We start from the raw sequence: 17,313 nt of genomic DNA, 5'->3' as shown, positions 1-17,313 counted from the left end.
AATGTTAAGTTTCAAGTTAGCCCACTTTCAAGTTCAACTTTCCATTTTAAAAATCCATCAACAAGCTCAGAGTAGTCATGATAAATTCTTCTAAAATTATCCTGTGTCGAATTGATGTAAGTTTTTTTTCCTTGGGCTTTTATTACGTTTAATGTATGGTCAATTTTTTTCAAGGTAAGCTCTAGTTTATTTAAATTCTTGACTTCATGCCAGACATAAGTGGCCTCTTCTGTGTCAAGAGTTTCCCAAATAATGTGGTAATTACGCTCTCCTTCAATGAGAAAAATGAACGAAAATGGTTTGATTACAAACCGAAGTTTCATAACCGAATGCGCGTGCTTGCTAGAAAGAAAGCGAAGGTGCTTATAATGTTTGGAGGCTGTGATTTGAAGCAAATCATCAAGGAGTTGGTTTTCGTTATCATAAAAAACACTTGCTTTAACCTGCTGATTTGTAATGGTGTCAAAGAATTCATCCATCATAAAAATGGATTTCTCCATCTCAACATCAATTTTTGGTTTGTGGAGTGATTCTACAATCTCAAACTTAACGCTTTCAATTAACTTCTTGTCTATGCGTGAAATTTCTGGTGATTCCGCCTTAATCTTTGTAATCTCTCCATCAATCAATTGAATTTCAATAATGAATTGAATTTTCTTAGTCTGTAAAACATTGCCAAAATAATTCTTAACAGCATCAAACTCTTCTCGAATGTCACCATTAACAACAGTAAACTCAATTGTCCGGTTTATAGAAGCTACTAGCTTGTCAAAAGAAACTCCTCCCAATTTAAATCGCACATTTTTTAAAGGAATGAAGAATGTTTCGCTGACTTTTTTGATTTGTGATTCTCGCTTGAGTTGAACTGGTGTTTGATAGGGAGATTGTTCATAATCCAAAACTTTGGCTACCCTCTCAATAGTAGGTACAATGGTATGTGATGTAGCTTTTCCAGCAAGTGTCAAAACAAGTGCTTCTGTGTCAATGTTCTTAAAAGTGATTTTTTCAATATTTTTGATATCGCTGCTTCCTGAAACTTGATAATGACTAAAGGGTAGTTTTTCATTGGTGTAAGAAAGTATCTCAGCGAATATTTTTTGCTCTATCGGGAATTGTTTCAATACTTTAATAGTCCAGGCTGTTGGAGTTTTAAACTGTTTGACAAAATTTGGTAATCCTATTTGCTGAAAGGTTAAAAATTTGTCCTCCGTCAAATATGCTTTGTCGTCTAACAACTTAATTACAATTTCTTTCCCTATCATTTTTTGCTATGTTTTCAAATTAAAGCTACTTTCGATTTGTAGCCTTGGCTAATCGAGTTTATGTTTTAGATCATCTGCGTGAGGAATTGCAGTTTTACTAAAATCAACATATGTATTATTTTTTCTTGATGTCTCCATCAATTCTCTAAATGCTATCAAAGTTTTTTGGATTGCTTCTTTGGTTGGTCTAGCTCCTCCAAATATTGGTATTTCTATATCTAAACCGTTAGGATCTCTTGCGTATTTAATTGATAATTGTTCTCTCTTATCATCTGGAATTCCTGCCATGTCACACAATTCATCAAAAGAGCTTGAAATTCCAACCATGTCTTCTATTTCGTTTCCTTTTAGTGTTGAACGTAATACGATTTCAGATTGGTTGTCCTTGAAATTAAACAAAGCCCTCGAGGCTTCTCTGTCTTCAGTTTTAAAAATTTCAGCTACTTTTTTAAATTCTTCATCCTCCCATAAGGACATAATATTAACAACTATCTCTTGAGGTAAAGGCAAATGTTTGAAGACCATTACATGTTTAACATCAGGTTTCACTCTTCCTTTAAACCATTTTGCATATTCAATGTCTTTTGTCCAGCTAGCAACTCCCTCAAAAAAATAATTATCTATTAATATTGGTATTAATTCTCCTGACTTAATAAATCTTTTCCTGTAGCAAGGATGATTTACTGTTTTAAATTTTTGTGCTAATTTTTCGCACTGTCGAACTAATTCGTCCGCAATTTTTCTCCTCTCTTCTTGATTTTCTGCCCATCCATTTTGCCATTTTGACAAAGCAAGTAAAAAATCTCGCGTAAAAATTTCCTCTTTTTGCTCGATATCTTTTGTTGTCATTGGTTTTACTTTTTATAAAGACCATTCGGATTGTTTCAAGGATAGAATATATTCAATACTCGATCACATAATCTGTAAATTAGGGATGGAATTGAAACATTTTTTTAAATTGAGTAGGTAAATACAACAGCACAACGTTAATTAACTAAAACAATATATAGAAAATCCCTACTTCTTTCCAACCTTCTGTTCAGAAAAAGCTGTAATGAGCTTACCAGCTATTAGGTTAAGTACCCTATCTTGAGGAAGCTCAACCTCATCTTCATTAAGTGTAAGCCTTCCCGTAAAAGCCCAAACTTCTAGTACATCCCTAATTTCAATTACATAGGGTTGGTAAATTCTATTATCTGAAATCAGCAAAAGTTTATCCTTAACCAGTTTGTGGAAGACTCGCTTATACACAACCCCATCATTTTTAGTAACAATAATATAGGTCTTCCCATTGGTAATTGTTGAGAGGTCTTCCAGGTACTTTCCAATAATGATATCCCCTGAGCGCACAGGTAACATAGAGTCTCCTTTAATCTCAAAAGCCCTATAGGTAGCAGACTTTGGTAAGTTCGGTATATGCATTTTAGGTAAGTCCCGAATGTATTCCGTATCGCTGTATCCAGAAGCATAACCCGCAGATGCCTTTTCACTCACAAACTCAATGTTCTCCTTCCCTTTAATGTCAACGGTAATGGCCAGTACTTCTTTACCACGCAGCAAACTCTCTTTCTTTTGCGGTTTACCTTTTGAAAGATCTAGCCTAACAAGCGCGGAGATGTCCATTCGAAATAGGTCTGCCATTTTGATAATCACCGGCAATGGCGGAATAGCCCTATTTTCTTCATAAGAGCCAATTACTTGTGGTTTTACGTCTAACCTGGCGGCCAGCTCCTTCTGGGTCCACCCCTCCTGGCTCCTTAAATACCGAATATTCGCGCTAATCTTCTCCATAACTCCTAATTCACAAAACTAATTTAATTAGTAAAATAGTAAGATCACAATCTATTTTAATTAGTTCATTTGTCCCATGGATCGGAACATCATTCACATGGACTTAGATGCCTTTTTTGTATCGGTAGAGTGCAAACTCAACCCGAAACTCAATGGCAGACCCCTTATTGTAGGCGGACACGGGAGGCGGGGTGTTGTGGCGGCCTGTAGTTACGAGGCCAGGCACTTTGGGGTTCATTCGGCCATGCCCATGTACTTAGCTCTTCAGTTATGCCCCGATGCTACCGTTATTTCGGGGGATATGGAAGCCTATAGTCAGCATTCACATCTGGTAACGGAGGTAATTGCAGACATGGCCCCCACCTACGAGAAGGCCTCAATTGATGAATTTTATATCGATGCCTCCGGAATGGATAAATTCTTTGGAGCGTTCAAATGGGCTAAGGAGCTACAAAAGAAGATTATCATAAATACTGGCTTGCCTATCTCAATGGCCATGTCATCTACTAAGACGGTTTCCAAAATTGCTACCAAGGAATTTAAACCTAAAGCTTCCCAGCAAATTATGGTAGGAACAGAGCGAGACTTTCTAGACCCGCTGCCGGTAGAACGAATTCCAATGCTAGGCAAACAAACAGCTATGTTCTTACACGACATGGGTGTGCGCAGAGTAAAAACACTCAGGGAGATGCCTGTTAAACTTCTTATCAGTGCCTTTGGTAAAAATGGTATGAGCCTGTGGAATAAAGCTCACGGTATTGACCCAACACCGGTGGTTCCTTATAGTGAGCAGAAATCAATTTCAACTGAGACAACCTTTGAAGAAGATAGCATTGATGTAAAGACGATGAAGAACATTCTTACAGCTATGGTTGAAAAGATTGCTTTCACTTTAAGAGAGGAGAAAAAGCTAACCAGTTGTATTACGGTGAAGATTCGATATTCTGACTTTCAAACTGAAACCAAACAAGTACACGTGCCTTACACCTCATCTGATCATGTAATCATGCATACGGTGATGGGGCTTTTTGATAAGCTATACAACAGGAGGTTATTGATTCGCTTAATTGGTGTTAGGCTATCCAATTTAGTACACGGTAACCATCAGATAGATTTATTCAACGATACAGAGGAAGATATTAGCCTCTATGAGAGAATGGACCACATCAAACATCGCTTTGGTGTAGATAAACTGATGCGGGCAAGCACCATAGATGTGGGAGGAAGAGTGAAGATGAATATGAATGCTTTTAAAGGATAATGTTTTTAAATTGTCACACCTGGTTTAGTTTTAAGTTTGGCACCCTATCCCCCGCTTCTCTACTTGATGAAGTAAAAAGGCATGGTGTCAAAAAGATTATTGTTACTGAAATTAACAGCACAGCTTCTTATATAGAAATATTAAGACTACTCAAGGAACGCGGTGAAGAATCCGTTGTTGAAATTGCACTAGGAATTGAGTTTAGAGAAGATTCAAATTTTCAATTCATTGCCATAGCAAAAGATAATGAGGGTTTTGAAAACATAAACCGGTATTTGTCTTTTCTAAATCGTGAAGATGCGAAGAAGCCAGACCGTTGTCCGGTAATTGATCATACTTTTGTTGTTTATCCATTAGGCAGGTTTGAACCTGAAATACTAAAAGACAATGAGTTTATTGGTATACGGCTAGCACAGGTGAACAATCTTGTGCTCAATGAAAGTTATAAACATCATAAGCATAAGTATGTTATTCTACATCCTGTAACCTTTGTAGACAAACCAGGATACAATGTACACCGGCTGCTCAGGGCTATTCATCATAACACGCTTTTAAGCAAACTTGCTCCCAACCAACAATGTTATCCGGATGAGATGATGATGCCTGAAAAAGAGCTTTGTTATCACTATCGAAATTTCCCTGAGATCATTGAAAACACTAAAAACTTAATTGAACAGTGTAGTATTAAGTTTGATCTCTATGTGGATCATAACAAAAAAACGTTTACCAGTGATCGAGCCAAGGATTGGGATTTTCTGATTACCAATGCCTGGGAAGGTTTTCAGAAAAGATATGACCCTTCTGATCCAGTAATGCGTGAGCGTTTTGAAAGGGAACTTAATATCATTCAGGCAAAGGATTTCTGCACCTATTATTTGATAGCCTATGACCTCGTGCGTTTTGCAGATGAACATGGTTATGACCATGTGGGGCGTGGTAGTGGTGCCAATAGCATGGTAGCCTATTGCCTGGGGATTACTAATGTCGATCCAATAGAACTTGATCTATATTTTGAAAGATTCTTAAATACGGAACGAACATCACCGCCAGATTTTGATATTGATTTCTCTTGGACGGACAGGGACCATATTTATGAATATATTTTTTCTAAATATACTACTGATCATGCCTGCCTGTTGGGTACCCATGTGACTTACCAAAAAAGATCTGTGTTAAGAGAGCTAGGTAAAGTTTTTGGATTGCCCAAAAGTGAGATCGATGAAATTGTGATGTTTCCGCATGAGAACAAAAAACGAGATCAAATCCGTGAGTTAATATTCCGCTATGCTGAGCGCATGCTGGAAATACCTGCCAATATTTCGATACATGCCGGTGGAGTACTGATTACTGAAAAACCCATCTATCATTACACTGCTACCGAAATGCCACCTAAAGGATATCCGGTATCGCACTTTGAGATGCACAACGCTGAAGATATTGGTATTTACAAGTTTGACATCCTTAGCCAGCGAGGGTTAGGGCATATTAAGGAAACAGTAAGAATTGTAAAACAGAATCAAAACAAGGACATTGATATCTACCAGGTAAACGAGTTTAAGAAAGATCTTAAAGTAAAGGAATTATTACGTAGCAGCCGAGCCATGGGATGTTTCTATGTAGAATCACCTGCTATGCGACAACTACTCGGCAAACTTCGCTGCGAAGACTATATAACGCTTGTAGCAGCTAGCTCTATCATCCGACCTGGTGTAGCACAGAGTGGCATGATGCGGGCCTACATTGAGCGTTTCCATGCCGTTAGAAATGGTGGTACCTATGAATCTATCCATCCTAAAATGGATGAATTAATGAAAGAGACATATGGTGTAATGGTATACCAGGAAGATGTCATTAAAGTTGCCCATCACTTTGCCGGACTTACACTGACCCAAGCCGATGTATTAAGACGTGGAATGTCTGGGAAATATAGATCCAGGAAAGAATTTGAACGTGTAAAGGAAAGTTTCTTTGAGAATTGTAAAGAGCGAGACTACAAGCAGGAAATTACTGACCGGGTTTGGTTTGAAATAGAAAGCTTTTCAGGATACTCCTTTGCCAAAGGTCACTCGGCAAGCTTTGCAGTCGAAAGCTATCAAAGCCTATATCTAAAGGCACATTATCCACTAGAGTTTATGGTTGGGGTGATTAATAATTTTGGTGGCTTCTACAGCACTGAATTCTATTTCCATGAGGCAAGGATGAGTGGCGCTTCCATCGAACCACCTTGCGTTAACCAAGGCGCTTACCTGACTTCAATTTGTGGAACAACCATTTACATTGGATTCATTCACCTAAAAAGTTTGGAGGGGAAAGTTGCTAAACACATTGAAAAAGAAAGATCCGTAAATGGGCCTTACACAAGCATGACCCATTTTTTAAACCGGATAAAACTTGGGTTAGAGCAAATACGCATTTTGATCCGCATCGGTGCATTTCGGTTCACAAGAAAAAGTAAGCAGCAACTCCTCTGGGAGGCCATGCTTTACTATAGTGAGGTAAAAACCAAAGTCATTGCCAACCATGAGCTCTTCGAGCTAGACAACACTAACTTCATGTTGCCAGTGCTGGAACGGAACAATATTGAAGATGCTTTTGATGAAATTGAGCTATTGGGTTTTCCGCTGTGCGATCCTTATGATTTGCTTAAGACGTCCCACAGAGGTGATTCCGTTGCCAGTGAACTCATGAATAAACTCCAGCAAGAAGTGGCTATCGTTGGATATCTAGTAACCATTAAACCAACGCAAACCAAAAAGAAACAGCTCATGTACTTTGGTACCTTCTATGATAAAGACGGAATTGTATTCGATACAGTACATTTTCCGGATGTAGCCAGGGAGTTTCCCTTTAGGGGGCGGGGCTTTTATGGCATTAGAGGAAAGGTTGTAGATGATTTTGGTGTACCCATCATTGAAGTAAAGTCAATGAAGAAACTACCTCTGGTTCAGAAAAAGGAATTGGAAGAAATTGGGGGGAGTTTGAAGCCGAATGGCCAGACACAGGCATAATTATTTTACTAATTATGAAGGTGAAAGCTGAAAAGTGGATATAGATTATAATTGTTATAGTTCGACAACAAAAGGAGGATTCACTAATTCATAATATTGATTGAGGACGCTAGCATTAAAGAATTGTGTGCCTTCTCGTTGATGCCTTCCGTAGTCCTCATGGATATGTCCGAACACATGTATTTTAGGCTTAATTCTCAATACCTTATCTAAGAGATCTTCGCAGCCAACATTAACATCCTTGCTGGTCATATCCAGAATTTTAAAAGGCGGTCCATGAGTTACTAGCACATCAATACCATCAGGTATTTTATCCCAAATAGCTTTTATTTCTGCCCCTCTTTCCTTCATGAAAGCCCAATTCAAAAATTCGGGCGTATAGGGGGATCCATATATTTTAATACCCTCAATTTCAATAAGCTCATCGTGAAGATATGTTACACCCGCAGGCAAATATTGCTTCAGATCAAAAGAGGTATTCTCTAGAAGAAAATCATGATTACCGCCAATGAAGATTTTATGTTGATGTGGTAAGTTTCCAAACCATCGAAAGAATTCTAAGGTGTCTTTAAGTGAACCCGCTCCTGTAATATCCCCAGCATGTATTAACACATCCCCTTCAGGGACCTTGAGCTTTTCGTGCCGATTGTGGGTATCACTGATTAACACGAATTTCATGCTGGTAAAGGTATTAACTAATTAGGAATGAATCTGGCGACCATTAGGGTAAGGTTAAAGCATTTCCCTTTTCACCATATTACTTTCAAAAATTCTGCCTAAATTTATCAAGTACATTAAATACCTGACAGGTATTATTTACTCAAACATGGCTAAGATGAAAAAAAAGGTAAAGATTTATTCAAGCAAGTCAGGTATTAAAAGCAAAAGCAAAGAAAGCCCATCCAAGGTAACTGAAGCTGGCTTACTAAAACCTGGTAATAAATCTGTTAGGATGAAAATAAGTCTCAATGAAGAGCAGCAAATACAATTCTTTGGAGCACTTGAAGGGAGTCCAAGAGAAATACCCATCCTGAGAAAATCACTTAAAGAACATTTAAAGGAAAACCCTCAAGTATCATAATACTATAAATACTAAAGGTTTGTCATCACATTATTTGAAAACAGAAAATATATCCAAAGATAGCCTGTATCAAACTGCATTTTCCAATTCTGGATAATGAAACCTTTCCATTACCTCAGGGACATTTTTAGGCGTTCCACGAGTTGTGATTAATTTACTTACCGTATGCGCATCCATTAACTTATCGTCTATTGGTGCACACAAGGCGAATACATCCTCCTTTGTTAGGTTAGGATTCAAATAATCTTTTTCATATTCACGTAGAATAATGGCAGGCATACGTTTCTTTGTGTTGTGGATCTTCTCCATCAATGGATTTGCCTTTGTCGTCAATACCGAAACAGATTCAATCTCCTCCCCTGTTTCTTTATCAACCCAGCGCTCATAGATGCCTGCAACGGAGAAAGTCTTGAGGTTCTTCAAATAAATATAATGAGGGTACTTAAGCTTGCCCACATGCATCCACTCATAAAAGCCCGAGAAAGGTATCAGACATCTATTATGTTGGATGGCATATTTAAAGGATGGTTTTTCATAGGCTGTTTCACTCACAGAATTTAAGCAAAACTTTGCCATTTGTTTGGCTTGTTCCCTATCCTTACACCAACGTGGAATAAGACCCCACTTCATGGTGGTCAAGCGGCCATCATGTGTAGCAACCAAAACCTCAGGATGAACAAAGCCATCTATCATGTAACTGGAAGCAAATTGGTCAAAGCGATGTATGCTAGCCATTTCTTCGTAATACTGGGCATAGTATTCTTCCCCTTCGATATTGGCAAACTTATTACACATGGTCTTCTAGTGAAATATAAAATGTAAAATCCTCCATTAAATCAACACCACCGCTTGCCATTTGTAATCCTTGCTCATCAGTAATAGGAATAATGTAACTGTTGTTGAAATTAGGATTGCTTAAAGGTCTGTCTGAATTTAAAGCCTTGATTACTCCATAGTTTTGATGGGGTTCATACTGCAAATAGCGATAACCGCTAAGTATGCAGGAATGCAGATGAGAATCAGTAAATTGAACTAACATGAGGGGCATTTATAATACTAATATATTTAAAATTCTTTTGACTGAAGGTCTTGTATCCTTTCTATAACTTAACAATTGGCTCACTTTCTTCTGGTTTGGTAAGCATAGAAAACGTGATCTATTTTCATAATCTTCAAACGTTTGGAAAAGCTTTGGTTGGTTGTGGGTTAGATAATTATATAACCCTAACCGCTCTACTTCTTTGTTGCTTGCTTAGTAATGACGCTAAAAACAAAGCAACAAGTTGCAAAGCTGGTAGGTAAGAAAATCAGGACGCTAAGGCTTGAAAGAGGCATTAGTTTAAAGCACTTTGAAGTCATGGAAAACGCTATAGATCGTCATTCCTTATCAAATATTGAGCGCGGTCTGAAAACTCCTAGTATTTATACGCTCTACAAAATTGCAAGACTTCTTAATGTACCGCCTAAAGAAATATTAAGTCTACTTGAGTAATCACTAATTCTTTTCAAACTTAATCAGTTCAGGTTCGACCATTCTTACAGAACCGTCCTCGAACTCAACAAGTCCCAAAGTTTTAACAAAGCATACTCCACTATCATAAAGAAAGGTTTCACACCATTTATGAAAGTATCCCTTTTTGGTTGGATTCTGTACAATAAAATCTTTTTTTACAACTACTTGCCTAGGTGCTGGATCTTTAGTTTTCATAAAACAAAAGGTTATATAAATATACAACCAATTACTAAATTTGCAATCCACCCAAGTGATTGATTATACGAAAGTTATGGACTAAAAAGGTCATGTCTAAAAAGGTCTAATGAGTAGGTTTGGAGAATACGTAAGGACGAAACGAATAGAAAAGAGATTATTGCTTAGGCAATTATCGGCCAGCTTAAGTGTTGATCCTGCTTATCTAAGTAAGATAGAGCGAGGTGAAAAAAACTGCAATAAGATCCTAGTTAAGAAGATTGCTGCTGCGCTTGAAGTTAACTTGGAAGAGTTAACTATTATCTGGTTGATTGATAGCCTCACTGAATTGGAGCGTAATGAGCCATTGGCACGGAAAGCAATAATGGAATTTATCAGAATTTAAATTCAAACGCCATATACCAAGAATTTTCAGCACTAATAATTTGACTGATTGATTACATGTAAATATTAAAGTCGGCAAGAATGAATAATTTTGAATAGAAAAGAATAACTCAGACTAGATAAACTCTGTTATTATCGAATCGTTGAGCATTACTAGCAAATGGGAGTCTTGGGCCGAAGATAGTCGCATATGATCAATTGATTGCTCATTATCAGCAAAGATTACTGCACATTTTCCTCCTGGATTTTTTACGCTATTGTAGAAAATACCATTTACTCCATACTCATTCCCTAGCTTAAGCCTTAAGTATTCGGTTACAACTTGTGTAGGTACATATTCAATGTGGACGCTATCGTCAGGCTGCACCGGAAGGCTTAAGTCACCGATAAATGCTAAAATGAAACCCATAATTGATCGCTTGTGACGGTTCGCTTTATCAAAAAGACTGGGCACCTCAGTCAAACTTGTAAAGTCAATTAACCTAAGTGGCTTAATATTTACAAACTCTGCAGTTGTTGTGGCGCTATTTTTCCATGAATCATTTATCACCTCCTTCTTGGCTGTTTCCACATCTAAAGCTCCATAGAACATAGAAATACCAGCTGGACTCATCCGATTTGCTTTAGCACTCTTATTTGGTGCTGCTCCGAGTTTTTCAGCTGATGAAATATATTCCATTCGAGAATGCTGCCTAACTCTGTAGACATTTAAATCGTGCAATGGTATATAGACTATTAACTCAAGCTCATTGATAGCTTTTCTTAGCTCGTCTAAAACAGAAGTCGGATTTAAAGACTCATCGTATTCGTCCTCGAAGGAAGTTTTAAGACTGGAATCAAAGAAGAGGAATCTAACTTTGTGTTTTATTATTTCCTTAAACTTCTCCCATCCCCAACTGAAATACTCGTTTTTTGTTGGCCCCCAGATTCTATCTCGTTCAACTAAGAAGTCGTTAGGAAAAGAGGCAGCAACATCTTCAACAATTGAATAATCATACGTATCCAGCAGCTCATCTATCAATTCGTATTTCCACTTCACTGTTAAACCAGGAAATCTGTCCTGGTAATAGGCTGGTTCCGGATCGTAGGGCGCGGACGACTCGTAGGGCTCTACGTATTCATAGTAAATTGCTTCTTCAATAAATTCGTAGAATTTGTCAAAGTTTGCAGATGGCTTTTCATCTTCACAATAATCACAAAATGTTTCAGAGATATTCTTGTCAATAAATTTTTTTATATACCTATCTGAAAAATGACTGGAACATATTCCCATAACCTTTATTGAATTCTTTAACAATTAACGTAAAGAAAAGGAGTACCGTTCGATCTATATTTATCCAATGCTCCATTGACATACTTTGATCTTATGTCGGGACTTGCAACAATTCCCTCGAAGCCAACTCTTGTTTTTTGGGTTCTTTCGTCAAAGGTGTCATACCACTTATTCACTTGGTACACTTCTCTTACCAATCCGACAAATGCCGCTATGACGTATTTTACTTTCGTTATTTTCCTTCGATTCAGGCGCCATTTTTCACGAACCACTTCATACAGCTCTGTTTCGGTCATGCCTACTGAATACAGTCTGTTTACAATTATTATCAAACACGGCTCTGTAATTTCAATGACCTTCGCATCGTACATTTGTACAATTTGGCTTACCTTCATAATACCTAGAAAACTATTGTGCCCCTTAACTAAATTTTTCAGATTCAGAGATGAATTTTGGAAAAGGCTGGAGAAATCGATTATGATTGATTCGATTTGAATGGCTTCGTCATGCTCAAGTCCGTATCGTAAGACGTAGTAATCTGGTACCGCTCCACTCTGCTTAATTGATCTAATCTGTTCTAGTTTATCAGATCTTAAGTTAGAATTTAGGGCAGCATTCATGTGCTGGAAAATTCTATTTCCATACCCTTTTCCAATATAAAAAACTTCGTACGTCCTAGGATCTATTAAGCAATACACATAGTGCTTAAGTCTTTCAACCACTGATTTATTAAATTCACTAATCACGCTTATGGATTTAGGAAACTAAATTTTTCTTGCATTTTCATACGTGTAACAGTAAGTACAAAATGTAATTAACCCTTTAGAGCTTTTAACATTCCCTCATACTTTAAACTATAGCTGTCATTATATCTATTTTCAAACGATTCAATTTCATTGGGTGACTCGACATTCCAGTAATAGTAATAATGCCCTCCGGCACTTTTCAATAAGGGAAAGTTTTCCGGTGTTATAACAATATCTAACGGAAGGTTTTTCTTGACAAGTCTACATTGTCCAGGTTGAATTCTTGGTTTACCTGTTTCATTATCTAAAAACGACTGAACATACGCATAGCCGTAAATTGGATTTTTTTCAATTCCCTCAAATTCGAGTTTATCATGGTAGTCAAAAGCCCCGAACGAGATCGAAGTTGTTAACATGTAGTTCCTCTCGAGCACCAACCGATTTATCTCTTTTATTGATAGTAAGAGATTGGTAAGCTTTTCTTGATTGTTTCCCTCCCTGGCAAAAAGAATTCCACTATCGGAAATAAAGAACCCTTCTATACCTCGGTCATTACTTAACGAGTCATATCCAGCCTGGTAAAAATGTCTTAGTGCGTCAAGTGCTCTCTTATCATTTTTCATAAGCTCTTTGAAACCAGAAATATCAGTAAATGCGACAAATGTTGTTCCTGAGAAATTATGGATAGGCATAGGCAATCTTTTATTTTATTGTTGAGGTTAGCTTGAGTAAATTTATTACTCGAATATCATTGGCATTGTCGAGAATTAGAGGAATCCCGCAAGTTTCTAATAATTGATATTCCTTATACCAATTTGCCGGTAGTCGACTCAATTGAGCTAGAACTTGAGGCTGTAATTCCTGAACTGACTCTGAGAATATGTTGTCTAGCCTTAGGCAGAATCTTAGGCGTAAATAATCTGATATGCTCTGACTGTGCGTAGTTATTCCGTAGAGCTGATCGAATTGACTATTTTCGAATTCCACAGCTGTTTCTAATCTTTCCCTATAAGGATTAAAATTACCCCTGAAGTGAGACAAAATGTTTAGAGATTTTAAGGAAGTTAACTGAAACATTCCTATTCGGAGATTAAGGGCTAGCTCAATAGCGCCCTTCTGAAATCCTGCGGAGCTAACAATTATCGCTTTATGAGCGCTGAGTTCCCGCCGTTTCGCTTCTAACGACAAAACGATATCCCGCTCTACTCGCTTCTGCCAATTCTTACATTCTATGATTACGAAGTGCTCTGCATGCCCGATACTAAATGTATAGCTAAGATCGATGTTATAGACGTGACCAGTCACAGTCGTATAGTTCCGTTGATGATGTACCGGTACCTTCTTCTTGAAAGATTTCCTAATCTTCTTTTCAAGAAGAGACTTTACTAACATTTCATAATCTTCAAATGTCATATAGCACTAATCTTTGAATTTTGCCAATTGGGGTTTTGAAATTGGTAAGAAGCATCGTTAACTACTTAAGATATAGAGGAAGAGATCAGATCCTACTAAAATAACGATTTTTATAATGCAGATGCCAACTGGCAACTTCTCACAGCAAAAAAAATTAAACTTTTTCCTCCAACCTGATTTAAGGTATTGTATTTTGTAACCAAGCCTTTGTTACTTAAGGTGCTTGCAAATTGCTTGGTCATAAACTAAATCAAGGCTGTTACCCATTTCTTAGCGAGTCTGCTCAATGAGTCTTTTTAGAGTAAAGCTACCGGCTCTACTTTATTTATTGTAAAAATATAATTGTAAGCAGTTGATAATTATAATGTTATGGTATTTTTGTATTTCAATAAGTACGAAATCGCAACTGAGCGCATTTCGGCTTCACAAATAACTTCGAAATAATTGCTAACATGTCCAAACGCCAGGCGCTATTTAATGAATCTATTATACAAAAAGAAATGTCTGATAGCTTCTTGCTATCACATGTTCCAGACCTTGAAAGGATTAAACGACTTGTGAACTGGTGGGCTGATGAAATTAAATCTGGCCGCATAGACTCACAGAAAGAGGAGTCAATAAAACCCAAATTTTTAATCGATTTCTTTTCTACCATTCTTGGATTCAGAATTTCGGGTGGAGATTCCTCGATGGTTATTGAGCTTAAAACTTTCGTTGATGGGACGAAGGCAGATGCAGGACTCGGCCACTTCGTTTTTAAGTCGAATGGTTTTGAGCCTGACCAGATATACGCTGTAATTGAAATTAAGGACTCAATGACAGATCTTGATGAGAGCTCAAAAAGTTCAATTTCTGCAGTGACTCAAGCATACGAATATGCAGGTAAAACAGAGGCAAAATGGATTTTCGTATCGAACATGAAAGAAATCCGATTCTATAAAAACGGATCTTTGCGGTCTCATGACAAAATTCATATTTTGGATTTGATTGAAGAGGTAAACCTATCTCGATTCCTTTATCTCTATCACTCAGTCTCGGTTTTGAACGGAATTCATAAAAATATTGATGACATACTTGTAAAAAGCCAGCACATCCAAAATCCAGTAAACGTATTGCCAGAGTCACATCACCACATCATTGATGAGCTTTACGATTTCACAAACGCTTTTGAAGGACTGCGTGTACTCGATCCATACTACATAGCAAACCAAAAGCCTTTTAACATTTTGAACCAGACCGTTGAACACTTTGAGCATTGGCACATTTTCACATTGAATGAAAAGATTTATCATCTATTGCAGGAAATATCGTTTTCGAATGATGAAATTGAATTAAGTGATAGTTTATCTAAGGAGTGCCTAGATTTATCTATAGTTAATCCAAAAGAAAAGCTGGAAAAAGTATTTAGAATTCTGGCTAATAGCGGAGTCATTTGGATTTCGGCAGTCTCAAATTTTAGGGAAATAGAAGAACAAAATACAGGATCAAACAAGTTTGGCTTCGTTGTTACTAGGATATTTTCCTTTGATGAAACGAAAGGAGAAGGTATAACCAAAAAGATTGAAGTTAGTCATGACACCATGTGCGATTGCGTACGATGCACCTTCAACTCATTCGATTTTCTGAAGCTCGCTAATAAAGTTAATAAAATTCCAAAATCTACTTCTGAAGCAATTGAATTCGCTTATGGCCACTACTTATTAGGCACCGATAAATTCCAACGATGTTATCATATACTAAAGAAGTGCCTAGATGAGGACTTCTCAGCAGATCGGTCTATCGTAATGCATTTTCTCATTCATTTGAATCTTTTCAAACTAAAAGGGCCACTGTCATGGTACGCGAACGAAATCTCTGCTGAGATTCTTAAAGACGTTAAGCATCTAGACCTTGATCGACTTATTTGGGATAAGTTCTATAATGTTAAGAGCCAACCTGTACATAAACTTCTGCGATCAATTAAAGACGAAAAACTTTTCGAAAGAGTAGTTAACAAAATCGATATTGCTTATGATGAGATGAAAAGTATTTATGAAAAATACAAGGGCGGCTCCGCTTATATTTCGGTACCTAATTATACGAATGAGCTAAACTTCAATCTTAGGTTGATTGTAACATATGCTACAGGCAATTTCTTGTTTTACGATAGAAGTGGCCGATTTAATTATGCCATCGAAAAATCCTATGAAGGTCTGATATTGTCGCACGCTACATCTGGGTATCGTTACAGATTTGAATCATTCGACTTATTTACTATTCGCACAGCAATCATTCACATTCATACAGAAAACCTTGAAACAATTCTCAGGCACATTAAGGAAATAGGAATTTCAGATAAAGAACTGAAATTGTTTATTACGCTTATCAATTCGTTTTTTAGTCAGATTCACAGAAACACTTTGTTTGGTGAAAGCGAAGCTAATGAAGAAATGGAAAGTCTGCTAAAGAGCCATTATTTCAAGGAATCATTTCGAAGAATATTTAGCAACATCTTTATCGTATCGGAAAGAATCGTTTGGAAGCGCGAAGATTGGCAAGCTGGGTTAATAACTAACCTCACAAAGTTCGTTGAAACTGAAGATATTCTTTACTGGTTTGATCTCAAGAAATTAGCACGATTTATAGAGACCAAAGCACATCTATTCACATACGAGGAAGTACTGAGCTTGCTAGAAGTCGCAGTTGATCGTTACAGAGTAAACATCAATAAATACCAACACCTGATTCAGAGTCTTTGTAAGTGTTTGACTCGAGACTACCCAGATAAATCTATTTCCTCCCAGCGGTTCTATCAGAAAGTCCTTTCTTCCTCATATGCGAAGGATGATAGTTTAAAATTTGAAATCCTCTTTCATATATACCCTGTAGTTGACAAAATTTATCAAAAATCAATAGTCTCAGAGGCTGAAAGTATTCTTAACGATAAATTTGACAGCTACTTCTATAAAGAGTTGCTATGGCGCAAAATTCTTGATTGGAAAAGTGGAAATTATTTTGACCAATTGATGACTTCTTTAAATACCAATCATTCTCGATCATTCATTACTTTCAAAGAAAACATTTTCGAAATGGATGATGTCACGTTCTATAATTTTTGCATGCTGGTCCATTATCTAGAAATTCCACTAAATGATTCCAGATTAAAGGCGATTCCAGGATTAAGCATTCTTGAACAATGGATATTGAATCCTTTAGATTTTGACTACTCTCAATTTAATCCGATGTGGGTTGTCGCAGCAGAAAAAACCAGAATTATTGACTTGTTAAAAGGGAAAAAGGAGGTTCTTTTATGTATAGAAAACGTGCTTAAAACAAAATATGACGAAACATTGGCAAAAATTTATTATACAAACCTACTACCATGACTTCTTGATGGAAGTATCAAC

At 37.1% G+C, this 17,313-nt stretch carries 17 protein-coding genes; 6 read left to right on the top strand and 11 right to left on the bottom strand.

Translation table 11 applies throughout. From position 1 onward, the window contains the following. Window positions 1-11: 11 nt before the first annotated feature. From SanaruYs_RS02840 to SanaruYs_RS02830, 3 genes are all read right to left on the bottom strand, one after another. On the bottom strand, window positions 12-1,262 hold the full coding sequence (locus tag SanaruYs_RS02840) for a hypothetical protein (RefSeq protein ID WP_127120990.1): 1,251 nt from the start codon (window positions 1,260-1,262) through the stop codon (window positions 12-14). 48 nt (window positions 1,263-1,310) lie between these two features. Continuing rightward, complete coding sequence (locus SanaruYs_RS02835) at window positions 1,311-2,111, bottom strand: hypothetical protein (RefSeq protein WP_127120989.1); 801 nt, start codon at window positions 2,109-2,111, stop codon at window positions 1,311-1,313. Between the two features lie 168 nt (window positions 2,112-2,279). Then, on the bottom strand, window positions 2,280-3,053 hold the full coding sequence (locus SanaruYs_RS02830; protein ID WP_127120988.1) for a LexA family transcriptional regulator: 774 nt from the start codon (window positions 3,051-3,053) through the stop codon (window positions 2,280-2,282). A gap of 76 nt (window positions 3,054-3,129) precedes the next feature. Between SanaruYs_RS02830 and dinB the strand changes: the two genes are divergently transcribed. Then, window positions 3,130-4,314: a DNA polymerase IV gene (dinB, locus tag SanaruYs_RS02825; RefSeq protein ID WP_127120987.1), complete on the top strand. Its 1,185-nt coding sequence runs from the start codon at window positions 3,130-3,132 to the stop codon at window positions 4,312-4,314. Then, window positions 4,314-7,322, top strand: coding sequence for a DNA polymerase III subunit alpha (locus tag SanaruYs_RS02820; protein ID WP_127120986.1), 3,009 nt, complete (start codon window positions 4,314-4,316; stop codon window positions 7,320-7,322). The genes dinB and SanaruYs_RS02820 overlap by 1 nt, the downstream gene beginning before the upstream one ends. Window positions 7,323-7,376: 54 nt before the next feature. Here SanaruYs_RS02820 and SanaruYs_RS02815 read toward each other — a convergent pair whose 3' ends face one another. Beyond that, on the bottom strand, window positions 7,377-8,000 hold the full coding sequence (locus SanaruYs_RS02815) for a metallophosphatase domain-containing protein (protein WP_127120985.1): 624 nt from the start codon (window positions 7,998-8,000) through the stop codon (window positions 7,377-7,379). 157 nt (window positions 8,001-8,157) lie between these two features. Here SanaruYs_RS02815 and SanaruYs_RS02810 point away from each other — a divergent pair, with 157 nt between their 5' ends. Further along, window positions 8,158-8,403 carry a hypothetical protein gene (locus SanaruYs_RS02810; RefSeq protein WP_127120984.1) on the top strand — a complete coding sequence of 82 codons (246 nt, stop codon included), beginning with the start codon at window positions 8,158-8,160 and terminating at the stop codon, window positions 8,401-8,403. A gap of 69 nt (window positions 8,404-8,472) precedes the next feature. Here the strand turns inward: SanaruYs_RS02810 and SanaruYs_RS02805 are convergent, their stop codons facing one another. Then, the gene (locus tag SanaruYs_RS02805) at window positions 8,473-9,198 is read right to left on the bottom strand and encodes an SOS response-associated peptidase (protein ID WP_127120983.1); all 726 of its coding nucleotides are present in this window, start codon (window positions 9,196-9,198) and stop codon (window positions 8,473-8,475) included. Next, window positions 9,191-9,442 (bottom strand): hypothetical protein, encoded by a 252-nt coding sequence (locus SanaruYs_RS02800; RefSeq protein WP_127120982.1) that lies wholly within the window; start codon window positions 9,440-9,442, stop codon window positions 9,191-9,193. Before SanaruYs_RS02800 ends, SanaruYs_RS02805 begins: the two co-directional genes overlap by 8 nt. A 219-nt stretch (window positions 9,443-9,661) precedes the next feature. Here SanaruYs_RS02800 and SanaruYs_RS02795 point away from each other — a divergent pair, with 219 nt between their 5' ends. Further along, window positions 9,662-9,895, top strand: coding sequence for a helix-turn-helix domain-containing protein (locus tag SanaruYs_RS02795; protein ID WP_127120981.1), 234 nt, complete (start codon window positions 9,662-9,664; stop codon window positions 9,893-9,895). Between the two features lie 3 nt (window positions 9,896-9,898). Here the strand turns inward: SanaruYs_RS02795 and SanaruYs_RS02790 are convergent, their stop codons facing one another. Continuing rightward, window positions 9,899-10,111, bottom strand: a complete 213-nt coding sequence (locus tag SanaruYs_RS02790) for a hypothetical protein (protein WP_127120980.1) — start codon at window positions 10,109-10,111, stop codon at window positions 9,899-9,901. A gap of 109 nt (window positions 10,112-10,220) precedes the next feature. On the opposite strand from SanaruYs_RS02790, the gene SanaruYs_RS02785 reads away from it, so the two are divergent. Continuing rightward, on the top strand, window positions 10,221-10,496 hold the full coding sequence (locus SanaruYs_RS02785) for a helix-turn-helix domain-containing protein (RefSeq protein WP_127120979.1): 276 nt from the start codon (window positions 10,221-10,223) through the stop codon (window positions 10,494-10,496). Between the two features lie 114 nt (window positions 10,497-10,610). Here the strand turns inward: SanaruYs_RS02785 and SanaruYs_RS02780 are convergent, their stop codons facing one another. The 4 genes from SanaruYs_RS02780 to SanaruYs_RS20495 form a co-directional block, all read right to left on the bottom strand. Further along, a complete protein-coding gene (locus SanaruYs_RS02780; RefSeq protein ID WP_127120978.1) occupies window positions 10,611-11,768 on the bottom strand; it encodes a HEPN-associated N-terminal domain-containing protein in 1,158 nt (385 codons plus the stop codon). A 17-nt stretch (window positions 11,769-11,785) separates the two neighbouring features. Next, window positions 11,786-12,514 (bottom strand): LEM-3-like GIY-YIG domain-containing protein, encoded by a 729-nt coding sequence (locus tag SanaruYs_RS02775; RefSeq protein WP_127120977.1) that lies wholly within the window; start codon window positions 12,512-12,514, stop codon window positions 11,786-11,788. Between the two features lie 68 nt (window positions 12,515-12,582). Next, window positions 12,583-13,206, bottom strand: coding sequence for a hypothetical protein (locus SanaruYs_RS02770; protein WP_127120976.1), 624 nt, complete (start codon window positions 13,204-13,206; stop codon window positions 12,583-12,585). 10 nt (window positions 13,207-13,216) lie between these two features. Further along, window positions 13,217-13,906, bottom strand: a complete 690-nt coding sequence (locus SanaruYs_RS20495; RefSeq protein WP_370684881.1) for a restriction endonuclease — start codon at window positions 13,904-13,906, stop codon at window positions 13,217-13,219. A 473-nt stretch (window positions 13,907-14,379) separates the two neighbouring features. Here SanaruYs_RS20495 and SanaruYs_RS02760 point away from each other — a divergent pair, with 473 nt between their 5' ends. Then, a complete protein-coding gene (locus tag SanaruYs_RS02760) occupies window positions 14,380-17,292 on the top strand; it encodes a hypothetical protein (protein ID WP_127120974.1) in 2,913 nt (970 codons plus the stop codon). The last annotated feature ends 21 nt before the right edge of the window (window positions 17,293-17,313 follow it).

The sequence above is a fragment of the Chryseotalea sanaruensis genome (genome assembly GCF_003990915.1).
Lineage (GTDB): Bacteria > Bacteroidota > Bacteroidia > Cytophagales > Cyclobacteriaceae > Chryseotalea > Chryseotalea sanaruensis.
The sequence above is the reverse complement of the archived record's forward strand: the minus strand, read 5'-3'. Positions and strand labels throughout refer to the sequence as shown.

Excerpts from the sequence above, each read along its gene's own strand:
- SanaruYs_RS02840 (WP_127120990.1), bottom strand. The coding sequence starts at position 1,262 with ATGATAGGGAAAGAAATTGTAATTAAGTTGTTAGACGACAAAGCATAT.
- SanaruYs_RS02835 (WP_127120989.1), bottom strand. The coding sequence starts at position 2,111 with ATGACAACAAAAGATATCGAGCAAAAAGAGGAAATTTTTACGCGAGAT.
- SanaruYs_RS02830 (WP_127120988.1), bottom strand. The coding sequence starts at position 3,053 with ATGGAGAAGATTAGCGCGAATATTCGGTATTTAAGGAGCCAGGAGGGG.
- dinB (WP_127120987.1), top strand. The coding sequence starts at position 3,130 with ATGGATCGGAACATCATTCACATGGACTTAGATGCCTTTTTTGTATCG.
- SanaruYs_RS02820 (WP_127120986.1), top strand. The coding sequence starts at position 4,314 with ATGTTTTTAAATTGTCACACCTGGTTTAGTTTTAAGTTTGGCACCCTA.
- SanaruYs_RS02815 (WP_127120985.1), bottom strand. The coding sequence starts at position 8,000 with ATGAAATTCGTGTTAATCAGTGATACCCACAATCGGCACGAAAAGCTC.
- SanaruYs_RS02810 (WP_127120984.1), top strand. The coding sequence starts at position 8,158 with ATGAAAAAAAAGGTAAAGATTTATTCAAGCAAGTCAGGTATTAAAAGC.
- SanaruYs_RS02805 (WP_127120983.1), bottom strand. The coding sequence starts at position 9,198 with ATGTGTAATAAGTTTGCCAATATCGAAGGGGAAGAATACTATGCCCAG.
- SanaruYs_RS02800 (WP_127120982.1), bottom strand. The coding sequence starts at position 9,442 with ATGTTAGTTCAATTTACTGATTCTCATCTGCATTCCTGCATACTTAGC.
- SanaruYs_RS02795 (WP_127120981.1), top strand. The coding sequence starts at position 9,662 with ATGACGCTAAAAACAAAGCAACAAGTTGCAAAGCTGGTAGGTAAGAAA.
- SanaruYs_RS02790 (WP_127120980.1), bottom strand. The coding sequence starts at position 10,111 with ATGAAAACTAAAGATCCAGCACCTAGGCAAGTAGTTGTAAAAAAAGAT.
- SanaruYs_RS02785 (WP_127120979.1), top strand. The coding sequence starts at position 10,221 with ATGAGTAGGTTTGGAGAATACGTAAGGACGAAACGAATAGAAAAGAGA.
- SanaruYs_RS02780 (WP_127120978.1), bottom strand. The coding sequence starts at position 11,768 with ATGGGAATATGTTCCAGTCATTTTTCAGATAGGTATATAAAAAAATTT.
- SanaruYs_RS02770 (WP_127120976.1), bottom strand. The coding sequence starts at position 13,206 with ATGCCTATCCATAATTTCTCAGGAACAACATTTGTCGCATTTACTGAT.
- SanaruYs_RS20495 (WP_370684881.1), bottom strand. The coding sequence starts at position 13,906 with ATGTTAGTAAAGTCTCTTCTTGAAAAGAAGATTAGGAAATCTTTCAAG.
- SanaruYs_RS02760 (WP_127120974.1), top strand. The coding sequence starts at position 14,380 with ATGTCCAAACGCCAGGCGCTATTTAATGAATCTATTATACAAAAAGAA.